The following is a 19,717-nucleotide window of genomic DNA, read 5'->3' as shown; positions in this document are numbered from 1 at the left end:
ATAGAATTCCAAGGATAATGATAACGACCATTAATTCAATGAGAGTGAATCCTTTGTTATGATTTTGACTGCAAGATCTTATATACTGATATGTCAATATTAGCCGAGGTTTCATAATAGTTTAAGAAAGATGAGTGCTTGCTTGAATCAATAGTTATAGAGCAATAAACTGTTCCTTAAAGACAAGGGTAACTCAATGAAGAGTTACCCTTACAATGCACGATACAATTAACAATTAGCTGAGAATAGCTTACTTGACTGGTGAAAAGTTACTACCACAGGCAGCAGCACCTGCCAAAGTAGTTGCTGCTGAGCTAAGGCTTGGATAGCCAGGAGCGCTATTTCCAGCTTGATCTGCCTCACATCCAACAGTAGCGATCACGCTATTGCTGTTGCCATCTTTGAAAAATGCATTGCCACCATGGTATCCCTTCATAGCGCTGTTAGCTGCTTGTGCCTCAATACCAGCCGTGTCGCCGCCTCCCGATATAGTGTAGGTATAGTTGGCAGTAGCAACTGGTAATCCCAAAGCTAGAGTACTCATGTCTCCAGCAAAGTCGTTGTTAGTGTTTCTATGCAAAGCTTGAGCGTTGTTGACTTGGCTCATTGTGGTTTTAGCTTCGGCTTGCTTCGCTTTAGCAGTTTGGTTCAGGAAGTTGGGTAGAGCGATTGCTGCTAGAACGCCGATAATGATAACAACAACCAACAATTCAATTAAGGTGAAGCCTTCGTTACTGTCTTTCTTTTTGCCGAGTAAGAATTGGAGGTATTTTACTTTTAGTTCAGATTTCATGATTCCGTTTCCTTTAGGGGTGAAGTGTGTGGCTCATTGCCTTGTTACAAGTAACTTACCCACCCCTAGATCGGATCATGTCACCTAGTTTCAAAATTCAGTAGCTACACATAGTTTGAGCGAAGAAGGTGAAAACTTCATATTGTTTTAATATAAGTTGGTTGTAGATTGCGTGAATTTTACGTAGTTCTCGATCCCTCCAACCTTACCAATCGTTGGGGGCGAGATCCTTCAGGGCGGGTTTGACGAGATATTTTTTGAGAAGTAGAGATTTCGGGTGAACCCGCCCGTACATCAATGCCTTATGGAGAGCGATCGCCTGTTGGTAAAAGTAGAAATGCGATCGCCTGTTGAGGAAGGAAGATGCGCGATCGCCTGTTGAGGAAGGAAGATGCGCGATCGCTTATAAGATCTGTGTGTACAATGTCCGTAGATAAATTACAATTTTGCTCGAAGCTGAGCTGAGTAATCGCTATGTCAGACAAAGCTAGAACAAAAGATAAAAGAGTGGATTTAAGGTTGACTCAAGAACAAAAGGAGTTATTGGAGCGAGCAGCTGCCCTTAAAGGTATTTCTGTAAGTGCATATACTTTATTTCACGTTCTGCCAGCTGCTAAACAAGATCTAGATTCTCATGAAAGGCTAATCTTATCCAATCGTGATAGAAATTTGTTTATATCAGCGATGGAAAATCCACCCGAACTCAAAGGAAAGCTGAAATCTGCGATCGCTCAATATAGAGCAAAATATGGAGAGTGATAGCGAGAGGCGATGGGAATTTCTGCCAATAGATAAGAGGTATCAAAGAGATTCCTTTGATTGCGGTTATCCCGTGTTAAACGAATATTTGAAAAAATATGCCCGACAAAATCATTTGAAGGGAATAGCTAAAACTTTTGTGGCAATTCCTACGTCTGGAGAACTGAAAGTAGATGGCTACTACACGATCGGCTCCAGTATCATAGAATATGAATCTGTGCCAAATGAGTTCAAGCGGCAAATACCTGCCGATCCGATTCCCGCTGTGTTGATAGGTAAGTTAGCTGTAGATAGAGCGGTGCAAGGACAAGGTTTGGGTAGAGAACTTTTAGTAAATGCCTTATTCCGTGCCGTGCGAGCCTCTCAGGAAATAGGCATATATGCAGTGAGAGTTGATGCCATAGATTTGACAGCAAAGGCATTTTATCTGAAGCATGAGTTTATTCCCTTTCAAGATAACGAGCGATCGCTCTTTTTACCAATAGAGACTATTTTGAGGGGGTTTGATTGAGAAGAGAAAGTGGGCGAATTGAATTCTAAACAGGCAAAACCCGACAAGCGCGGGTTTCAAATGCGATCTCCCTTTGGTAAAAGTAGAAATGCGATCGCTTTAAACCTAACTCATTAGAATATGCTTAGGGTGTTAGATAGGAGAGCAAGATGCATACATCTATCCTCGATTGCGTGGTCGAGCAACTGAAAGATATGCCTGAGAATTTACAGCAGCAAGTACTTGAATATGCGCGTGCTTTGGTAGGCTCAAAAATTCAAGGTGTTCCAGGTCAACAATTACTGCGTTTTGCAGATACAATACCAACAGACGATATTCAGTTGATGCGCGAAGCAATTGAACAAGGGTGCGAGCAGGTTGACACCAGTGAGTGGTAAATACCTGCTGGATACTAATATCATTATTGCGCTTTTTGCAGATGAAGCAGTAGTCAAAAGCAATCTTGCACGAGCAAATGAAGTCTTTATTTCGAGTATTGCCATTGGTGAGCTGTATTATGGTGCAAGACGATCGAGCCGCTCAAACGAAAATTTAGCACGTATTGATGAGTTGGTAGCCAATACTACTGTACTTGGATGTAATACACAAACCGCTCGTTACTACGGAGAAGTTAAGAATAAATTGCGTCTTAAAGGCAGACCGTTACCTGAAAATGATATCTGGATTGCAGCACTTGCGCTTCAGCATAGTTTGACACTGGTTACACGCGATGCCCATTTTCAACAGGTTGAAAACCTCCAAATAGTCGTTTGGTGAGTAAGTTGTAGCTGGCGATCCGCCTGTTGGTAAAGTTGGGGTGCGATCGCTTGTGAAATGTATGAGAGCAATACAGTTTCCTAGCTAACGCAATACAATATTGAGACGATCGTTACACTAGAAACTTATGCAAATTCACATTGCTTTACCGGATGATGTCGCCCATTCTTTAGAAGCAAAATGGGGCAATTTAGAACGGAAATTACTAGAAATGCTGGCGATCGCGGCTTATCAAGAAGGCTCTATTAGTGCTGGAAAAGTGCGAGAATTGCTGGGGATGTCTACTCGTTTAGAAGTCGATGCGTTTCTCAAAGAAAAGGGCGTATACCTACATTACGATGAAGCTGACTTTGAACAAGATATACAAACCATGCGGAGGCTAGAGCAAGAGGGGCAGCTAAAACGGTAATGATTGTTGTTTCGGATACCTCGCCTCTGTGCTATTTACTACTGATTGAAGAAATTGAAGTTTTACCGCAGTTGTTTAATTTATTAGATGATTTGGCAGCAAGACGCATAGCAACCCAGTTCGAGCTAGAGATTGTTGGCTTGCTGGGTATTCTTGGTTCTGCGGCAGAGAAAAGAAGAATTGATTTTTCTACTGCTATTGAGCGGTTGCAACAAACCACATTTCGAGTTTCACCAAAATTGATTCAGTCTCTTTTGCAGCAGTACCAAAAGGACGAGCAACCATAATTCGTCTGAACTATAACTTTAGAAAAGCGATTTTACAATAGCGCCGATGGACTTTTAGACTTAGTTGGAGAGCCAACAGACGTGCTTTTCTATCATCCAAAATGACAAAAACATCCCCAAGCTCCATTGCTAAAGCGATTGCTTCAGCTTCTCCTGAGTCTACTTAGGTGTTTAAGGTAGCAACCACAGCAAGATTTTGCACCGTTCTAACTATTAGCCAATCTGTCTCAATCCCCACTTCAGCAGCAACAGCAGTTGGTATAGTGATGGTGGAAAACACTTGTGGCAAGATATCTAAGCGTTCAATCCTCTCTAATCCAACTAGGCAGGTGCTATTTGTAACAGCCTCTAAGGTCTCCAGTTTAATAGGATCGCTCAAAGGTTAATCTCCCGCTCCAATTCTTCAGATGTATAGTTAATTACTGGTACTCCCATTTTGCCAAGCAATTCAATGAAGGTACGCTTGGAATAACCTGCTAGTTTGGCAGCTTGTCCAAGAGAAATTTTACCAGTTTCAAATAACTTGAGTGTAAGTAGCAGTCGAGCCTCATCCGTAGAAATATTTGGAGGCAGTTCTATTTTTAGCTCGTTCATAATCGTTGAAATTTCAAGCTCTAAGTTGCCTATTTATGGCTAAAGATTAGCACGTCTTTACTTTGCCTCGCTTTCTATCAAGTGCGATCGCAAGTTGTACGGAGATCAGCACGAGGCGAATGGAATTCGAGGCTACACAGGCAAAGTCCGCGAAGGCGGACTGTTGAGGTTTGCCCTTTGGTAGAGTAGATAAGTGCATGAGTCCGATAACTCCGCTAAGCTATGATAATGCCCCATCGGTATTCTGCGATCGCGTCACGACAAAAATAATTATATTTCTTCTAGAATAAGTTATTCAGCTATTCAGCCTAAAATACAACTCATCAGCTTGGTGCATATTGACTCGTCGAACATATGGCAATTTTACACTGTAATTGGATTCAAAAAGACCAGCAAAGCTATTTATTTATTTGGGGTGAAGTCTGGCGCTCTTTAGTGGGAGATATCGAGATCGACTCAGCTACAGACGTTCCCACTCACCCGCTAACAATGACGGCTCATGAACTATTAGAATGGTGGCGTGCCTCAGATATTTCCATTCCTAAATCTTTATCTCTATCCGAACAAAAGCAGGGGCGATCGCAGAAAAATAGCGAACCGTCACCGATCGACCTCCCAATTTTAAACCAAACTCTTGCCTTACCAAGCATAGAAACTCAGAAACAAAAAAAAATCTCGATCCGTCCATTGTATTCTGCTCCTATAACGGAAGAAAACGACGAACGAGAAACTACAAAATCTCAATTTTTCTATCCGTGGCAAGTTGAAGGTTTTTACCTAGAACCGCAAGAGGCGATCGCATTTTTAACATCACTACCTTTAGCCGTCGATCGCCCAGAAAATTCATGGATGGGAGGCGATTTACGTTTTTGGTCGCAAGTAGCGCGATGGAGTTTAGATTTACTCAGTCGAGGCAAATTTGTTCCTACTTTGAGTCAACAAAGCAATGATATTAACAACTGCGTTATTGCTCGTTGGCGATCGCTTCTCGACAGTGCGATCGATTCCTCGCGATTAGCAAAATTTGCGCAAGCAATGCCTGCGGTTTGTTGTTTTTATCAGAATACAACAATTATAGGGGCGCACAGCCGTGCGCCCCTACAAATCAAATTCCCATCGCCGCCACAAGAATTAATCTTAGAATTTCTCAACGATACAATTGATGTACAGGTTAGAGCGATCGCGCAGCAAAATGCACAAAATAATTCTTTCCCTACTGTACCTTCACCTCTGAAAGAATGGTTACAAAGTTTGGCTGCTGTTGACGCAAAAATAATAGCAGATCCAGCCCAATTAGAACGCTTAGAAGCAATTGTCAAAGCTTGGACTGCACCAATTCAATATCAATTAGAAGGGCGAAGTTTATTTCGGACTTGTTTTCAGTTATCTCCTCCAACTGAAGGTAAGAATAATTGGTCTCTAAGTTACTATCTACAAGCAGTAGACACGCCCGAATTTATTGTTGATGCAGCTACAATTTGGCAACATCCAGTTGCTAACTTAGAATATTGCGATGCCGAAGGCGGTATGCTCTTCGACCATGCTTCGCAAACGCGAAGCGACCAGCGCACGATCTCGCAACCGCAGGAAACCTTACTAAGGGGTTTGGGATTAGCTTCAAGGCTTTATTCTCTAATTGCACCAAGTTTAGAACAACCATTTCCTCAATCTTGTAGTCTCAATCCCCTACAAGCATACGAGTTTATTAAATCAGTCGTATGGCGATTTGAGGATAGCGGTTTGGGTGTGATTTTGCCCTCCAGTTTAGAGCGTGAGGGTTGGGCAAATCGCTTAGGATTGAAAATTAGTGCTACGACTCCGAAGAAAAGCGATCGCCTGGGATTGCAAAGCCTACTGAATTTTAAATGGGAATTGGCGATCGGCGGACAAACTTTATCGAAAGCAGAATTCGATCGCTTGGTGAAGTTAAACAGTCCCCTAGTCGAAATTAACGGCGAGTGGGTAGAGTTGCGTCCCCAAGATATCAAAACAGCCCAAGCTTTCTTTACGGCGCGTAAAGATAACTTGAATTTAAGTCTAGAAGATGCTTTGCGATTGAGTACGGGCGACACCCAGACGATTGAAAAGCTTCCTGTCGTTAGTTTTGAAGCATCAGGGGCGCTGCAAGAATTAATGACAGCACTAACAGATAACCAAGCGATCGCACCTTTAGCCACACCAGAGGGCTTTCGCGGCGAATTGCGTCCCTATCAAGCACGGGGTGCGGGGTGGTTGAGTTTCCTCGAACGCTGGGGCTTAGGTGCGTGTCTGGCGGACGATATGGGACTGGGAAAAACGATCCAGTTCATCGCTTTTCTACTCAATCTCAAGCAACAAAAAGCATTAGAAAAACCAACTTTGTTAGTTTGTCCTACTTCTGTATTGGGAAACTGGGAACGGGAGGTGAGAAAATTTGCCCCGCAGTTAAAAGTATTGATGTATCACGGGGATAAAAGACCAAAAGGTAAGACATTCGAGCAAACTGTTACAGGAAAAGATTTGGTAATTACCAGTTATGCTTTAATGCACCGCGATTTAAAAACTCACCAAAGTGTTTCTTGGCAAGGAATTGTTTTAGATGAAGCCCAGAATATCAAAAATTCTGAAGCCAAGCAATCTCAGGCAGTGCGTCAGTTAGAAGCCCAATTTCGCTTTGCTTTGACGGGTACGCCAGTAGAAAACAGATTGCAAGAATTGTGGTCGATTCTAGATTTTATCAACCCTGGATATTTAGGACAAAAGCAATTCTTTCAAAGACGATTTGCGATTCCGATTGAGAAATATGGCGATGCAGCTTCTTTAAAAACATTGCGATCGCTAGTTCAACCTTTTATTTTGCGACGATTAAAGAGCGATCGCAGTATTATTCAAGACTTGCCTGAAAAACAGGAGATGACTGAATTTTGTGGTTTATCTCCCGAACAGGCGAAACTGTACGAACAATTAGTTGAAACATCCTTGGCTGAAATTGATGCTGCTGATGGAATTCAACGCCGAGGGATGATTTTAGCTTTGTTAGTAAAATTGAAACAACTATGCAATCATCCCGGGCAGTTTTTGAAAGAAACAACGCTGAAAGAACCACAGCGATCGGGTAAATTGATTCGGCTACAAGAGATGTTAGAAGAAGCGATTTCAGAAGGCGATCGCGCTTTAATTTTCACTCAATTTGCGGAATGGGGCAAATTATTAAAACCTCATTTAGAACAAAAGTTAGGTCGAGAAATCTTTTTCCTCTATGGTAGTACTTCCAAGAAACAAAGAGAGGAAATGATCGATCGTTTTCAGCACGATCCGCAGGGTCCACCCGTGATGATTTTGTCTCTCAAAGCTGGGGGAACGGGATTAAATTTAACGCGGGCAAACCACGTATTTCACTTCGATCGCTGGTGGAATCCAGCCGTAGAAAACCAAGCCACAGATCGGGTATTTCGGATCGGGCAAACTCGTAATGTTCAAGTCCACAAATTTGTTTGCACGGGAACGTTGGAAGAGAAAATTAACGACATGATTGAAAGCAAAAAAGCCTTAGCAGAGCAAGTGGTAGGCGCAGGTGAAAATTGGTTGACTGACTTAGATACAGATCAATTGCGACAATTACTCGTACTAGAACGTAATGCTGTAATTGAAGAGAATGAGGATTAACAATAACTGTAGGAAGATACAATGACTACAAACCAAAGCTTTCAAGCTAGTCGAGAGTGGTGGTCGCAACGCTGGCTAGATCTATTAGATTCCTATCGATTCAAAAAGCGATTGGAACGCGGCAGAAATTATGCACGACAGGGAAACATTTTAAATATCAAATTTGAAGGTTCTCAAGTATTAGCACGGGTGCAAGGGACAGATCCAGAACCATACAAAGTTTCACTATCTTTAGAAAAATTTGATGACGAACAGTGGGGATATGTTGTAGAAACCATGTCTCAAAAAGCAGTTTATGCAGCCAAATTACTAGCAGGAGAAATGCCGCAAAATATAGAAGAGATTTTTACTGCTAATGGTTTATCTTTGTTTCCTTTTACCCTATCAGAAGTTAAAAGTCACTGTTCTTGTCCCGATAAAGCCAACCCTTGCAAACACGTCGCCGCAGTCTACTATCAACTAGGCGATCGCTTCAGCGAAGATCCCTTTGTCTTGTTCCAACTACGGGGACGCACTAAGGATGAGGTTCTCACTTCCTTAAGGGAATTTAGGAGTAAAGAAGAAAAGTCAAAAGTCAAAAGTCAAAAGTTAAAAGTTAAAAGTCAAAATTTCCCGACTCCCGACTCCCGTACGGGTGGGTTTGGAAACCCGCCCCTACCGACTCCCTCATTTTGGCAATACAATGAATCACTCGACCCATCGTTAGTGGTCATAGCACCATCACTCAGCGGCGAAACGATTTTAGATGTCTTAGGAGAAATTCCCGTGGCAGAATTAGAGACTGATGAAGCAGATCGAGGTGATGCCACTGCATCTGGAATAGTACAAAAATACTTAACTGACATTTACCAACAAGCCAGCCAACAAGCCGCGATCGCAGCGATGAGTACTGGATGATGGGCTAGGAGTGAGGGAGACAAGGGGACAAGGGAGACAAGGGAGACAAGGGAGACAAGGGGGAACTCGGGGACCCCACGACCGAAGGGAGTGGGGATTAGGGGGCGAAGGGAGACAAGGGGGACAAGGGGGACAAGGGAGACAAGGAGGATACACAATTCACAGTTAATTCCAACTTCCAACTTCTTTCCCCGCATCCCAAGACACGACAGCCTTTTCCCTACTCTCTGCTCCCTGCTCCCTGCTCCCTAATAACTGACAATGGGTGGAATATATGGCGATCGCGTCGTTTAATAAACTAAGGTCTTAAATCTTAATGTTGTTTATTTTCTGACTCAACTATGGCTGAAGCTTTGAAACTTGAAGATGCGGTGGAATTTGCCGAAAACCCAGAACCGCGCTGTCCGTGCGTCCTGCTGTTAGATACTTCTGGCTCCATGCAGGGAGTCGCTATTGACGCTCTCAATGAGGGTTTACGCACTTTCAAAGAGGAACTCAACCAAGATAACTTGGCGCGCAAGCGGGTTGAAGTGGCGATCGTCACGTTTGGTAGTGACGTGAAAGTAGCGCAGGATTTCGTCACTGCTGACATATTTGAACCGCCTAGCCTATCAGCCCAAGGTTTAACTCACATGGGTGGGGCAATTCTCCAAGGGCTAGATATGATCGAAGCCCGTAAAGGTCAGTATCGTAGTAATGGTGTGAATTACTATCGTCCTTGGGTATTTTTGATCACGGATGGCGAACCGCAAGGAGAACCAGACAGTATCATCGACCAAGCCACGCAACGGATTCGCGACGATGAGGCAGGTAAGCGAGTTGCTTTCTTTGCTGTAGGGGTAGAATCAGCCAACATGACGCGCTTGAGTCAAATTGTCGTCCGCAGCCCCTTAAAGTTACAAGGATTAAACTTCAAAGAGCTGTTTATCTGGCTATCGGCAAGTATGCAGCGGGTTTCTCAATCCAAACCAGAAGATCAAGTTGCTCTCCCACCGCCTGGGTGGGGCGTAGTCTAAATCAGTGACCAGTGACCAGTGAACAGTGACCGATATTTGTCTGTTGCGATCGCTGTCAAACCTTACGATTCTGTTTCTCTTGACAATAGATCTAGATCTACCTCTCTTTTACCCCCCTTAAAAAGGGGGGTTGGGGGGATCTTCCAAGGCACAGTTTCAGGGAAATAGTAGGGCTACTGTTTATAGCCTCTCATTTAGCATTCACCACCAAACAACTCGCTTTCTCGTTTCCTTCTGGTGGCAGCAGGGCGACGACGTGAGGCACGGGACGGGGCGTATAAGGTACTAGCAATTCACCCTTATAAGCAAGCGAAGAACTGTCACCGGAGTCGAGCATTACCGCATCTCGCAACCCAGCTTTAGCTAATACTGCACCTAGCCTCACAGCATCGACATTTCTCGGAGCCACGCCAATTGTGGGCTGTCCTGCCTGGTTTATTCCCCAGAAAGCCCGACGACGCGCCGCATCAAAACCAAATAAGTTACCAAAAGACTCTCGCGATCGCGGTTGTCCGTCTTTTACCAGCCAAGCAGCAGCGACAAAAGCATCTGTTACGTCTGACATCTCCGCCTGGATTCCTTCTAACGTGTTGTGTAAGAAGGGATCGAAGGGAATATATTTAACTGCTTGAGTACCAATTAATACCAAGGGTCTACCTGCAAGCCTAAGATTCTCACTCGCATTACCAGGGACAAAGTTACTCGCTTTTTGACTGAGTACGGGACCGATCATAATATTGGAATTGATGACTTTGAGCGAGAAAAAGCCCCCATCTACGCCCGCAACTGCGGCAGTATCAGCTAAAATCTCCGGGACTTGGTAGCGGCTTTTCGCATGGATCGTCATTGGTCTACCACCAGAGATTAATAACAAGTAGGTGCGATCGATGGTGGTTTTGTTGAAGGTGACATTGGCAGAAAAATCGAATTCTTCTCCCCACTTAGGAATTTTCATGCCAGCTGAAGTTTGAGAGAGAATGCTAGATTCTGGGTTGGCGATCGCCCGTGCTAAATTAGATTGACCGAAGCGACCGATGGCAAGTAAACTTTCCGAGTCGCCAGCAAAGCGTTCGTCGTTGTCGTTCATCGTCAGCGCCGATAGATAACCAGCCTTTTTGACTGCTGCGGCAACTTTTTGGTTATATTTCCCAGCCGGATACGTAAAATAGCGGATTGGTATATCTAGCTTATTTTCCAAAATCTGTTTGGATTTAGTCACTTCCATTTGGAGTTTGTCGTCGGACAGGCGACGCAAATCTTCAGGATGGGTAACGCTGTGAGCTGCAACAGTAATTAACGGATCGGCTGCCATTTCCTTCAGTTGTTCCCAACTGACATGACTTCTACCGACGTTGTTGCCTACCCCAGAAGTATAAATAGAAAACACGGCTGGATAGCCATATTTTTTTAGAAGTGGATAAACATATTCGTAATGTCCCCCGTAGCCGTCATCAAACGTTAACATAATCGGCTTTTCTGGCAAGGGTAAACCCGTCCGCAGATGAATAACGAGTTGGTCGTAACTGATGGGGGTAAAACCCTGTTGTTTAATAAATTGAAGATGCTGCTCGAATTCTTGGGGTGTGACATCAAAAAAGACTTGTTTTTTGGGCAAGATGTCGTGATACATCAAGATGGGAACCTTTGCCAATTTTGCCCTTTCATTGATAGTGGGGTAAGGGCTGGAATTGAAATAGGCAGCTAATTGGGGTCCCAACTTCAAGCTGAGAAACTCAAAGAGTTTGGTTTTATCTTCTGTCCAATTTGTCGTCTGAAGCAACTGAGTTGCCAAGCTAGTAAGTTCGGTTCCATAAGGCGAAGCTTGCGGACAATGACTTAAAGACGGTGCTGGTGTTGAGGAATTGTTTTGCTTTTCTTGCGCTTGAGCTACAGTTGCAAAAAGCGACACGGAAAAAGTCAGCGTTACTGACAGAAGTAGTTTTGACAGCACCGGACTGAAATATTGAGCAGTAAAAAACCGATAAAAGCAAGTTGACAACATGGGTATCTACAAAAACGAGCGAGACTCTTAGATTCTGAGCCAATAAAGTTTTAGCCAAGTGTAAGCCATTCCCAAAAGTGAGACAATTACACCCTAATCGCAATGCATTAAAAGTCTAATATTTACTGCTTAAGTTCCCGCTAAGGCAGCTTTAAGTTAGTGCAAATACCGTGAGGAATATAAGTCGGGAGTCGGGAGTCGGGGAAGAGAGCTGAGGGGCTTCAGGGGCTTCAGGGGCTTCAGGGGCTTCAGGGGCTTCAGGTGCAAGAACTGTCTTCACGCAGTGTAGCGTAGCGTTTACTGTCAACCAACTACCAATTACCAACTACCAATTACCAATTACCAACTACTATCAACTCCATTCCCTGACTCCTCATTTAAGTGTCCAATAGTGGCTAAAATGATTAAGCCTGTACCTGGCAAGCTAGAACGCTAATCAAGAGTAATCCTGAAATGGTTGCACGATCGCTGCTCTACGAAGGCAAAGCCAAAATTGTTTACACGACAACAGAGCCAGAAATATTACTGGCACATTTCAAAGACGATGCCACTGCCTTTAATGCTCAAAAGCGAGGCAGTATTGTCGGCAAAGGAGAGATTAACTGCACCATCTCCACTGTGTTGTTTCAGTATTTAGAAAAGCAAGGCATTCCGACACACTGGCTGGAAAGCATTAGTGCCAATCAAATGCGCGTCAGGCGATTGCAAATCTTGCCGTTAGAGGTGGTCGTCAGGAACATTGCCGCAGGGAGTCTCTGTCAACAAACAGGATTACCTCTAGGGACAGTTTTGAAACAGCCGTTGGTAGAGTTTTATTACAAAAACGATAGTTTAGGAGATCCCTTATTGACGAGCGATCGCCTCTTTTTGCTAGAGCTAGCAACTCCAGAACAAGTCAACCAATTACAACAAATGGCGCGCCAAATTAATCGCTATCTGAGCGAATTTTTCCAGCGTTGCGATCTGACCCTGGTAGACTTCAAGCTAGAGTTTGGGTACGATGCTCAGGGACAGTTACGGCTGGGTGATGAAATTAGCCCCGATACTTGTCGTTTATGGGACGTAGCTGAAACAGACCCCAATCGGCGAGTCATGGACAAAGACCGTTTTCGTCGCGACTTAGGCAATGTCGAAACCGCCTACCAAGAGGTGCTGCGTCGCGTGTTAGCTCAAGGTAATGAGGGAGGCGGGAATTAGGGAGTCGGGAGTCGGAAGTGGGAGACAAGGAAGACAAGGGGGACAAGGAAGCAGAGGAAGAGAGGAGCAAACAATTGCTAACCGTCAACAGTCAACCGTCAACTACCAAATGACAAATGACAAATGACGAATGACAAACTTTTATTGGTGTGCGGACGTGCTAAATAGGTGAAACAAAATGCGTTTATTTCGTGTATGGGTAGCGATCGCGGCGATCGCGAGCTTTCGGCAAGTCATGCTGGTGCAAATGCCAGCAACGTATGCAACTCCTGCTAATCGAAGCGCGACAGAGGAGCAAGGAAAACAATTTAAAGTCAAAAGTCAAAAGTTAAAAGTCAAAAATAATTCTGAAATTGCCAGAAGTCGGAATTCTCCGACTTCTTCACGTCAAGTGTTAATCGCCAGCTTAAAGGGAGAAAAGGTTGTAACAGCAACACCAAAATTAGCAGCAAAAAAATTAGCAGCTAAAGAAAGCTTTTCTCTAAAACCAAGTACAAATCGTAGCGATCGCCATCTGACAGAGCATGGCGCAGCGGCACTCAAAACGCGAGCGATCGCCCAACTCGACTCGCAGGACGAGACCCCCAGAGGAATTGAAATTCCGATTAACCGCGATCGTCAACCAGCACCGGATTCTAAACCAGCGACAGAACCAGCTACGCCGCCAACAGTACCAGTGCAACCAGCTCCAGGTACGGAATCTCTACCGCAGCAAGAAACACCCAATCGCATTCAAGTTCCCGTGACTCCTAACGGCGCACCTGCACCAGGAAGCGTTCCCAATCAGCCAAATCCACCTATTCCTCCATCCACTCCAGCACCAGAACAAAAACTACCAACAGATGCGCTTCCCCCTACGCCAACTCAGCCAGGAACGCCGGGAGAAACTCAACCCACGCCAACTCAGCCAGGAACGCCAGCACCAAATCAACCCACGCCAGAAACTCAACCCGAAGCCGCAGAACCTAGAGTTCTTGTCGCAGAAGTCGCTGTGAGTAGCGAAACTGGCACTTTGACTGAAGAATTACAAAACGAAGTTTACCAAGCAATTCGTACCGCTCCAGGGCGAACGACAACGCGATCGCAATTACAAGAAGATATCAACGCCATTTTTGCGACAGGCTTTTTCGCCAACGTCCGGGCTATACCGGAAGATACACCCTTGGGCGTGCGGGTTGCCTATATCGTGCAACCCAACCCAACCCTTCAGCGAGTCCAAATCGAAGCTAACCCTGGTACAAATGTTCCGTCTGTCTTGCCTCCCAAATTAGTTGAGGATACTTTTAAGCCGCAGTACGGCAACATTCTCAACTTCCGCCGCTTGCAGGAAGGCATTAAGCAGCTCAACGAGTGGTATCAGAAAAATGGTTATGTCTTGGCACAAGTGATTGCCGCGCCCCAAGTTGCACCAGACGGCACGGTGACGCTCCAAGTATCGGAAGGGGTTGTTGAAGATATCCAAGTCCGTTTCGTGCGGGAAGGCGAAGCAACCGACGATGAAGGCAAACCAATTCGCGGTCGGACGCGAGATTTTATCATCACGCGAGAACTCGCCCTGAAGCCCAATAACGTATTCAATCGCAACGTGGTTCAAAGCGACTTGCAGCGAGTTTACGGACTAGGGATATTTGAAGACGTAAATGTTGCCCTCAACCCCGGTCAAGACCCCCGTAAAGTGATTGTCGTGCTGAACGTGGACGAACGCCGCAGCGGTAGTTTGGGATTGAGCGGTGGTATTAGTTCTGCCAGTGGCTTATTTGGAGCAGTCAGCTTTCAACAAAACAATTTAGGTGGCAACAACCAAAAGCTAGGGGCAGAGTTGCAGGTTGGTACGGAACGGAGCGAGTTGCTGTTCGATCTTCGGTTCACAGACCCCTGGATTGCTGGAGACCCCTATAGAACTTCCTATACAGTCAACTTATTCCAGCGGCGATCGATTTCGCTAATTTTTGATGGAGATGACGAGAATATCGAGGTAGGCGACCCCGATGATGGCGTGCGTCCCCGCGTGCGGCGACAAGGTGGCGGCGTTACCTTTACCCGTCCTTTGTCTCGCAATCCCTTGGCTCGGTCGGAATGGACTGCATCCGCAGGATTGCAATATCAGCGTATTTCCATCCGCGATGATGATGGTGAAGTCACGCCAGAAGGTAGATTTAACGGTAGAGAAGATATTCCCTTGAGTTTTTCTGACGACGGTTCAGACGATTTGCTCACTGTACAGTTAGGAGCAGTGCGCGATCTCCGAAATAACATCACGACACCTACTGACGGTTCTTTCCTGCGATTAGGCGTAGAGCAATCGATTCCCATCGGTAGCGGTAGCATTCTCCTGAATCGATTGCGGGGTAGCTACAGTCAATATATTCCGGTCAACTTTACTAGTTTCAATGAAGGACCGGAAACTTTAGCTTTTAATATTCAAGCTGGAACGGTCATTGGCGATCTACCTCCCTACGAAGCCTTTTCCATTGGTGGTAGTAATTCAGTACGGGGTTACGGAGAAGGAGAATTAGGCAGCGGACGCAGTTTTGTCACTGCTACAGCCGAGTATCGCTTTCCGATTTTCTCGGTTGTCGGTGGCGCTCTATTTGTCGATTTTGGCTCCGATTTAGGGACGGCAGGTAACGTACCTGGAGAACCAGCAATTCTACTCGATAAACCAGGTACGGGAGTCGGCTACGGTGTTGGCGTGCGAGTCAATTCTCCCTTGGGACCCCTGCGCCTAGACTACGGCTTGAACAGCGACGGCGATAGTCGCATTCAGTTCGGTATTGGGGAGAAATTTTAGGGGTAGGGGTTATGGATAGGAGACAGGAAATAGGAGGACAAGGAGATAAGGGTGACAAGCGAGAAATTAATTCCGAATTCCGAATTCCGAATTCCGAGTTCTCCTCACAACAATACACTCTCGCAGGTACTATAAGTCAGTCGGGAGTCGGATTGCATAGTGGAGAGACTAGCCAAGTTCGCATTTTACCCGCCGCAGCGGGAGAAGGGCGCTATTTTGTGCGGGTCGATTTGCCAACTCAACCAATAATTCCTGCTCGCGTTGAGGCGGTTAGCCAAACCGTACTTTCAACGCAACTCGAAACTGGAACGGCATCCGTGCGCACCGTAGAGCATTTGCTAGCAGCCCTAGCAGGCAGCGGAGTCGATAATGCCAGGATTGAAATTGATGCGGCAGAAGTGCCGCTGTTAGACGGTTCTGCGCGAGTCTGGGCAGAGGCGATCGCCAAAGTTGGGCGATCGCCTCTGCCAGCGCCTACTATTATTCCCCAATTACTAGAACCCGTTTGGGTACGTGAAGGCGATACTTTTGTCGCAGCTTTGCCCGCACCAGAAACCCGCTTTACTTACGGAATTGACTTTGAGACTGAGGCGATCGGCAATCAATGGCATAGTTGGACGTATAATACATCTACATTTGCGGCAGAAATTGCCCCAGCACGCACTTTCGGTTTGGCAACCCAGATCGAATTCTTGCGATCGCAAGGGTTAATTAAAGGTGGAAGTCTTGAAAATGCTATTGTTTGTACCCCCCAATCATGGCTGAATCCACCATTGAGATTTGCAAATGAACCAGCACGTCATAAAATTTTAGATTTAGTGGGAGATTTGTGCTTACTGGGGACATTCCCCAACGCTCATTTCCTTGCTTATAAAGCAAGCCACAAACTACACGTTCAACTTGCCCAACTGCTGGAGCAAAAAATGAAATCATGAAGGAGACAGGAGACAGAGACAGGAGACAAGAAAGACAAGGGGGTAATTCTAGTCACTAGCCACCAGCCACCAGTCACTCACCTGACTCCCTGCTCCCTAATCCCTTCTCTGCACAGCCCCGATCTTTGAGAAATTCAGCCATGTCAACCCTGATCCAAGTCAATTCCCCAGATTCTCCTGCTAGCGATGATGCTAATCTTCAGCATCTCGATCGTCAAACTGAAGTTACTCCTACCCCAGAGAAAACAACCCTCACAGTCGAGCAAATTCATGCACTTTTGCCTCATCGCTATCCTTTTGCCCTGGTAGATAGAATTATTGAGTACATCCCAGGGAAAAGAGCGGTTGGGATCAAAAATGTGACTTTCAACGAACCTCATTTTCAGGGACATTTTCCCCAAAGACCATTGATGCCTGGAGTTTTGATTGTAGAAGCTATGGCACAAGTCGGTGGAGTCGTGTTAACTCAAATGCAAGAAATGGACGGCAATTTGTTTGTGTTTGCTGGCATGGATAAAGTTAGGTTTCGGCGACAAGTAACTCCAGGAGATCAGTTGGTGATGACAGTGGAACTGTTGTGGGTAAAGCGTCGTCGTTTTGGGAGAATGCAAGCCCGTGCTGAAGTTGACGGTCAACTGGCAGCAGAAGGTGAATTACTCTTTTCCCTTGTAGAGTAATTTAGCAGAAGTCAGAAGTCAGAAGTCGGAAGTCAGAAGTCAAAGGTCAAAAGTCAAATGTCAGAAGCGATTTACGCACCACTCACCACTCATCGATCGCTGATAACTTTGTAGAGACGTTACATGTAACGTCTCTACACTGATAACTGATAACTGACAACTGATTTTCTAGCGCCTCGATTGGAGATGCATCCTTGAAAACACTCATTCATCATACTGCTGCAATCCATCCAGGAGCAGAACTACACCCGACCGTAGAGGTAGGTCCCTACGCGGTTATTGGTCGGGAAGTCAAAGTTGGTCCCGAAACTACCATTGGCGCTCATGTTGTGTTGGAGGGACCAACAGAAATTGGGGCGAGAAATCAAATTTTTCCGGGAGCGGCAATTGGGCTAGAACCACAAGACCTTAAGTACGATGGCGGTTCCTCAATGGTAAAAATTGGCGACGGCAATCGTATCCGCGAGTACGTCACCATCAACCGCGCCACTCGTGCCGGAGAAGCCACGATTATAGGTAACAATAACTTATTAATGGCTTATGCTCATGTAGGTCATAACTGTATCATTGAAGACTCTGTGACGATCGCCAATGGTGTGGCTCTAGCCGGACACATCCATATTGAATCACGCGCCACAATCAGCGGCGTTTTGGGCGTACATCAATTCGTGCATATCGGAAAACTAGCAATGGTGGGTGGTATGAGTCGTATCGCTAGGGACGTGCCACCCTATATGTTAGTAGAAGGCAATCCCGCACGAGTGCGATCGCTCAACATTGTAGGAATTAGACGCGCCGGTATTGCCCAAGCAGAACAAGGGCAAGTCTATCGTTCCTTGAAAAAAGCTTTTCGCATTCTTTATCGTTCCGATCTCACTCTCAGTCAAGCTTTGGAACAATTAGAGCTAATTGCAGATAACGAACACGTACAGCATCTGTTGCAATTTTTGCGGATGTCCCAGGTTAAACCCAGGCGCGGTTCCATTCCTGGGCGACAATTGCCTAACAGTGACGAGGAAATATGTTAGGCAAAGTCAAAAGTCAAAAGTCAAAAGTCAAAAGTTAAAACACAATTGACAACTAACAACCAACAACTTATCAAATGACAAATGACGAATGACAAATGACTACAGAATTTTCATTAGTACGGGCGAAGTTTCGGGCGATCTTCAAGGAGCTTTACTTGTAGAAGCATTGCATCGTCAAAGCCGCGATCGCAATCTGCCTCTAGAAATTGTTGCCTTGGGAGGCGATCGCATGGCAGCATCTGGCGCTCGTCTTTTGGCTAATACTGCTAGCATTGGCTCTGTTGGTACTGTCTGGGAAGCAATTCCATTTGTCTTACCTACCCTCAAAATTCAAAGTCAAACTAAACAATATCTCCAACAACATCCCCCCGATCTTGTCGTACTCATAGACTATGCCGGACCCAATTTGGCTTTAGGCAGCTACATCCGGCGAACTTTTCCCCAAGTTCCAATCGTGTATTTTATTGCTCCCCAAATGTGGGTTTGGTGGTCTAATCGGAGAGAAATCGATCGCTTAGTCAAGATGACGGATCGGTTGTTGGCAATATTTCCCGCAGAAGCCAGTTATTTTGAACGCTTGGGCGTGTCAGTTACTTGGGTAGGGCATCCTCTACTCGATCGCGTGCAGGCAGCACCTAGTCGCGAAGTAGCAAGGGCTAAGCTAGGTATTGCACCAGAGGCTCTGAGCGTAGCGTTAATTCCTGCCTCTCGTCACCAAGAATTAAAATATCTGCTGCCAGCAATGTTTCAAGCAGCAAAAGCAATTCAGGCAAAACTACCACAAGTAAGTTTTTGGATTCCCCTATCTTTAGAAATCTATCGCCAACCAATCGCCCAAGCAGTAAAAGATTACGGCTTACAAGCAACTATACTTTCCGGTCAAACTTTAGAGGCGATCGCGGCAGCTGATTTAGCAATTACTAAATCTGGTACGGTCAATCTAGAAATTGCCTTGTTAGACGTGCCGCAAGTCGTAATTTATCGCGTCAGTCGGTTTACAGCGTGGATTGCCCGCAATCTCCTCAAAATTAACTTACCCTTGATTTCGCCACCGAACTTAGTTGTCGATCGCGAGATCGTCCCAGAGTTACTTCAAGATCGAGCCACACCGGAAAATATTACCCAACAAGCTTTAGAATTGCTGCTCAACCCAACTCGCCGCCACCAAGTTTTAACAGACTATCAGCAAATGCGATCGCTTCTAGGAGAAACAGGCGTAGGCGATCGTGCTGCTACAGAGATATGGCAAATATTGTTAGCTAGAAGTCGGGAGTCGGGAGTCGGGTGAGTGGCTAGTGGTTGGTGGCTGGTGGCTAGATGGTTCTGACTTGTGACTTGTCCCCACACCCTTTTCTTCGCTACTCGCGACTCACTTTCTACTCATATCTAGCTGATTGTGCCAGAATCGGTGGCGATAAGG

The 19,717-nt window shown here is 45.4% G+C and carries 23 protein-coding genes; 18 read left to right on the top strand and 5 right to left on the bottom strand.

Features of this window, described 5'->3' with window-relative positions; all coding sequences use genetic code 11:
* Positions 1 to 250: 250 nt before the first annotated feature.
* On the bottom strand, positions 251 to 793 hold the full coding sequence (locus M5J74_RS11975; protein WP_305883635.1) for a type IV pilin protein: 543 nt from the start codon (positions 791 to 793) through the stop codon (positions 251 to 253).
* Between the two features lie 474 nt (positions 794 to 1,267).
* Here M5J74_RS11975 and M5J74_RS11965 point away from each other — a divergent pair, with 474 nt between their 5' ends.
* From M5J74_RS11965 to M5J74_RS11940, 6 genes are all read left to right on the top strand, one after another.
* Positions 1,268 to 1,552: a DUF1778 domain-containing protein gene (locus tag M5J74_RS11965; RefSeq protein ID WP_015154320.1), complete on the top strand. Its 285-nt coding sequence runs from the start codon at positions 1,268 to 1,270 to the stop codon at positions 1,550 to 1,552.
* A complete protein-coding gene (locus M5J74_RS11960; protein ID WP_106169318.1) occupies positions 1,542 to 2,063 on the top strand; it encodes a GNAT family N-acetyltransferase in 522 nt (173 codons plus the stop codon). Before M5J74_RS11965 ends, M5J74_RS11960 begins: the two co-directional genes overlap by 11 nt.
* A gap of 149 nt (positions 2,064 to 2,212) precedes the next feature.
* The gene (locus M5J74_RS11955; RefSeq protein ID WP_015154318.1) at positions 2,213 to 2,440 is read left to right on the top strand and encodes a hypothetical protein; all 228 of its coding nucleotides are present in this window, start codon (positions 2,213 to 2,215) and stop codon (positions 2,438 to 2,440) included.
* The gene (locus M5J74_RS11950; RefSeq protein ID WP_015154317.1) at positions 2,430 to 2,819 is read left to right on the top strand and encodes a type II toxin-antitoxin system VapC family toxin; all 390 of its coding nucleotides are present in this window, start codon (positions 2,430 to 2,432) and stop codon (positions 2,817 to 2,819) included. Before M5J74_RS11955 ends, M5J74_RS11950 begins: the two co-directional genes overlap by 11 nt.
* 127 nt (positions 2,820 to 2,946) lie before the next feature.
* Positions 2,947 to 3,228 carry a UPF0175 family protein gene (locus M5J74_RS11945; protein WP_015154316.1) on the top strand — a complete coding sequence of 94 codons (282 nt, stop codon included), beginning with the start codon at positions 2,947 to 2,949 and terminating at the stop codon, positions 3,226 to 3,228.
* Positions 3,228 to 3,515, top strand: a complete 288-nt coding sequence (locus M5J74_RS11940; RefSeq protein WP_250016763.1) for a DUF3368 domain-containing protein — start codon at positions 3,228 to 3,230, stop codon at positions 3,513 to 3,515. The genes M5J74_RS11945 and M5J74_RS11940 overlap by 1 nt, the downstream gene beginning before the upstream one ends.
* Before the next feature lie 163 nt (positions 3,516 to 3,678).
* On the opposite strand, the gene M5J74_RS11935 is transcribed toward M5J74_RS11940, so the two are convergent.
* Together M5J74_RS11935 and M5J74_RS11930 are read right to left on the bottom strand one after the other, a co-directional pair.
* Positions 3,679 to 3,894: a hypothetical protein gene (locus tag M5J74_RS11935; RefSeq protein ID WP_051033218.1), complete on the bottom strand. Its 216-nt coding sequence runs from the start codon at positions 3,892 to 3,894 to the stop codon at positions 3,679 to 3,681.
* Positions 3,891 to 4,109 carry a UPF0175 family protein gene (locus tag M5J74_RS11930; protein WP_250016761.1) on the bottom strand — a complete coding sequence of 73 codons (219 nt, stop codon included), beginning with the start codon at positions 4,107 to 4,109 and terminating at the stop codon, positions 3,891 to 3,893. The genes M5J74_RS11935 and M5J74_RS11930 overlap by 4 nt, the downstream gene beginning before the upstream one ends.
* Positions 4,110 to 4,463: 354 nt before the next feature.
* On the opposite strand from M5J74_RS11930, the gene M5J74_RS11925 reads away from it, so the two are divergent.
* The 5 genes from M5J74_RS11925 (at position 4,464) to M5J74_RS11905 (ending at position 9,667) form a co-directional block, all read left to right on the top strand.
* Positions 4,464 to 7,754 (top strand): DEAD/DEAH box helicase, encoded by a 3,291-nt coding sequence (locus M5J74_RS11925; RefSeq protein WP_250016759.1) that lies wholly within the window; start codon positions 4,464 to 4,466, stop codon positions 7,752 to 7,754.
* 21 nt (positions 7,755 to 7,775) lie between these two features.
* Positions 7,776 to 8,651: an SWIM zinc finger family protein gene (locus M5J74_RS11920; protein WP_250016757.1), complete on the top strand. Its 876-nt coding sequence runs from the start codon at positions 7,776 to 7,778 to the stop codon at positions 8,649 to 8,651.
* Positions 8,652 to 8,661: 10 nt separating this feature from the next.
* Complete coding sequence (locus M5J74_RS11915; RefSeq protein ID WP_181824312.1) at positions 8,662 to 8,820, top strand: hypothetical protein; 159 nt, start codon at positions 8,662 to 8,664, stop codon at positions 8,818 to 8,820.
* On the top strand, positions 8,742 to 8,903 hold the full coding sequence (locus M5J74_RS11910; protein ID WP_181824311.1) for a hypothetical protein: 162 nt from the start codon (positions 8,742 to 8,744) through the stop codon (positions 8,901 to 8,903). Before M5J74_RS11915 ends, M5J74_RS11910 begins: the two co-directional genes overlap by 79 nt.
* 89 nt (positions 8,904 to 8,992) lie before the next feature.
* Entirely contained in the window at positions 8,993 to 9,667 is a 675-nt protein-coding gene (locus M5J74_RS11905; RefSeq protein WP_181245383.1) for a VWA domain-containing protein, read from the top strand.
* Positions 9,668 to 9,857: 190 nt separating this feature from the next.
* On the opposite strand, the gene M5J74_RS11900 is transcribed toward M5J74_RS11905, so the two are convergent.
* Positions 9,858 to 11,669: a polysaccharide deacetylase family protein gene (locus M5J74_RS11900; RefSeq protein WP_015154310.1), complete on the bottom strand. Its 1,812-nt coding sequence runs from the start codon at positions 11,667 to 11,669 to the stop codon at positions 9,858 to 9,860.
* Between the two features lie 151 nt (positions 11,670 to 11,820).
* A complete protein-coding gene (locus M5J74_RS11895) occupies positions 11,821 to 11,994 on the bottom strand; it encodes a hypothetical protein (RefSeq protein ID WP_250016755.1) in 174 nt (57 codons plus the stop codon).
* 128 nt (positions 11,995 to 12,122) lie between these two features.
* Between M5J74_RS11895 and purC the strand changes: the two genes are divergently transcribed.
* The 7 genes from purC to lpxB all read left to right on the top strand — a co-directional run bounded on the left by purC (position 12,123) and on the right by lpxB (position 19,585).
* Positions 12,123 to 12,866: a phosphoribosylaminoimidazolesuccinocarboxamide synthase gene (gene purC / locus M5J74_RS11890; protein WP_015154309.1), complete on the top strand. Its 744-nt coding sequence runs from the start codon at positions 12,123 to 12,125 to the stop codon at positions 12,864 to 12,866.
* Positions 12,847 to 12,993, top strand: a complete 147-nt coding sequence (locus tag M5J74_RS11885; protein WP_158631790.1) for a hypothetical protein — start codon at positions 12,847 to 12,849, stop codon at positions 12,991 to 12,993. Before purC ends, M5J74_RS11885 begins: the two co-directional genes overlap by 20 nt.
* 51 nt (positions 12,994 to 13,044) lie before the next feature.
* Positions 13,045 to 15,657 (top strand): BamA/TamA family outer membrane protein, encoded by a 2,613-nt coding sequence (locus tag M5J74_RS11880; RefSeq protein WP_015154308.1) that lies wholly within the window; start codon positions 13,045 to 13,047, stop codon positions 15,655 to 15,657.
* A gap of 11 nt (positions 15,658 to 15,668) precedes the next feature.
* Entirely contained in the window at positions 15,669 to 16,592 is a 924-nt protein-coding gene (gene lpxC, locus M5J74_RS11875; RefSeq protein WP_250016753.1) for a UDP-3-O-acyl-N-acetylglucosamine deacetylase, read from the top strand.
* A gap of 140 nt (positions 16,593 to 16,732) precedes the next feature.
* Positions 16,733 to 17,269 (top strand): 3-hydroxyacyl-ACP dehydratase FabZ, encoded by a 537-nt coding sequence (fabZ, locus tag M5J74_RS11870; protein WP_015154306.1) that lies wholly within the window; start codon positions 16,733 to 16,735, stop codon positions 17,267 to 17,269.
* Between the two features lie 194 nt (positions 17,270 to 17,463).
* Entirely contained in the window at positions 17,464 to 18,297 is an 834-nt protein-coding gene (lpxA, locus tag M5J74_RS11865; RefSeq protein WP_250016751.1) for an acyl-ACP--UDP-N-acetylglucosamine O-acyltransferase, read from the top strand.
* A gap of 88 nt (positions 18,298 to 18,385) precedes the next feature.
* Entirely contained in the window at positions 18,386 to 19,585 is a 1,200-nt protein-coding gene (gene lpxB, locus M5J74_RS11860; RefSeq protein WP_250016749.1) for a lipid-A-disaccharide synthase, read from the top strand.
* Positions 19,586 to 19,717 lie beyond the last annotated feature (132 nt).

Origin of the sequence: Chroococcidiopsis sp. CCNUC1, assembly GCF_023546805.1 — a bacterium.
Lineage (GTDB): Bacteria > Cyanobacteriota > Cyanobacteriia > Cyanobacteriales > Chroococcidiopsidaceae > Chroococcidiopsis > Chroococcidiopsis thermalis.
Note: the sequence above shows the minus strand (reverse complement) of the source record. Positions and strands in the feature narration are given on the sequence as shown.

What these genes read in the sequence shown, in the direction of transcription:
- fabZ (WP_015154306.1), top strand. Translation starts at nt 16,733, where the DNA reads ATGTCAACCCTGATCCAAGTCAATTCCCCAGATTCTCCTGCTAGCGAT.
- M5J74_RS11905 (WP_181245383.1), top strand. Translation starts at nt 8,993, where the DNA reads ATGGCTGAAGCTTTGAAACTTGAAGATGCGGTGGAATTTGCCGAAAAC.
- M5J74_RS11885 (WP_158631790.1), top strand. Translation starts at nt 12,847, where the DNA reads ATGAGGGAGGCGGGAATTAGGGAGTCGGGAGTCGGAAGTGGGAGACAA.
- M5J74_RS11960 (WP_106169318.1), top strand. Translation starts at nt 1,542, where the DNA reads ATGGAGAGTGATAGCGAGAGGCGATGGGAATTTCTGCCAATAGATAAG.
- M5J74_RS11940 (WP_250016763.1), top strand. Translation starts at nt 3,228, where the DNA reads ATGATTGTTGTTTCGGATACCTCGCCTCTGTGCTATTTACTACTGATT.
- M5J74_RS11930 (WP_250016761.1), bottom strand. Translation starts at nt 4,109, where the DNA reads ATGAACGAGCTAAAAATAGAACTGCCTCCAAATATTTCTACGGATGAG.
- M5J74_RS11965 (WP_015154320.1), top strand. Translation starts at nt 1,268, where the DNA reads ATGTCAGACAAAGCTAGAACAAAAGATAAAAGAGTGGATTTAAGGTTG.
- purC (WP_015154309.1), top strand. Translation starts at nt 12,123, where the DNA reads ATGGTTGCACGATCGCTGCTCTACGAAGGCAAAGCCAAAATTGTTTAC.
- M5J74_RS11900 (WP_015154310.1), bottom strand. Translation starts at nt 11,669, where the DNA reads ATGTTGTCAACTTGCTTTTATCGGTTTTTTACTGCTCAATATTTCAGT.
- M5J74_RS11955 (WP_015154318.1), top strand. Translation starts at nt 2,213, where the DNA reads ATGCATACATCTATCCTCGATTGCGTGGTCGAGCAACTGAAAGATATG.
- M5J74_RS11920 (WP_250016757.1), top strand. Translation starts at nt 7,776, where the DNA reads ATGACTACAAACCAAAGCTTTCAAGCTAGTCGAGAGTGGTGGTCGCAA.
- lpxB (WP_250016749.1), top strand. Translation starts at nt 18,386, where the DNA reads ATGACAAATGACTACAGAATTTTCATTAGTACGGGCGAAGTTTCGGGC.
- M5J74_RS11975 (WP_305883635.1), bottom strand. Translation starts at nt 793, where the DNA reads ATGAAATCTGAACTAAAAGTAAAATACCTCCAATTCTTACTCGGCAAA.
- M5J74_RS11925 (WP_250016759.1), top strand. Translation starts at nt 4,464, where the DNA reads ATGGCAATTTTACACTGTAATTGGATTCAAAAAGACCAGCAAAGCTAT.
- M5J74_RS11945 (WP_015154316.1), top strand. Translation starts at nt 2,947, where the DNA reads ATGCAAATTCACATTGCTTTACCGGATGATGTCGCCCATTCTTTAGAA.
- lpxC (WP_250016753.1), top strand. Translation starts at nt 15,669, where the DNA reads ATGGATAGGAGACAGGAAATAGGAGGACAAGGAGATAAGGGTGACAAG.
- M5J74_RS11880 (WP_015154308.1), top strand. Translation starts at nt 13,045, where the DNA reads ATGCGTTTATTTCGTGTATGGGTAGCGATCGCGGCGATCGCGAGCTTT.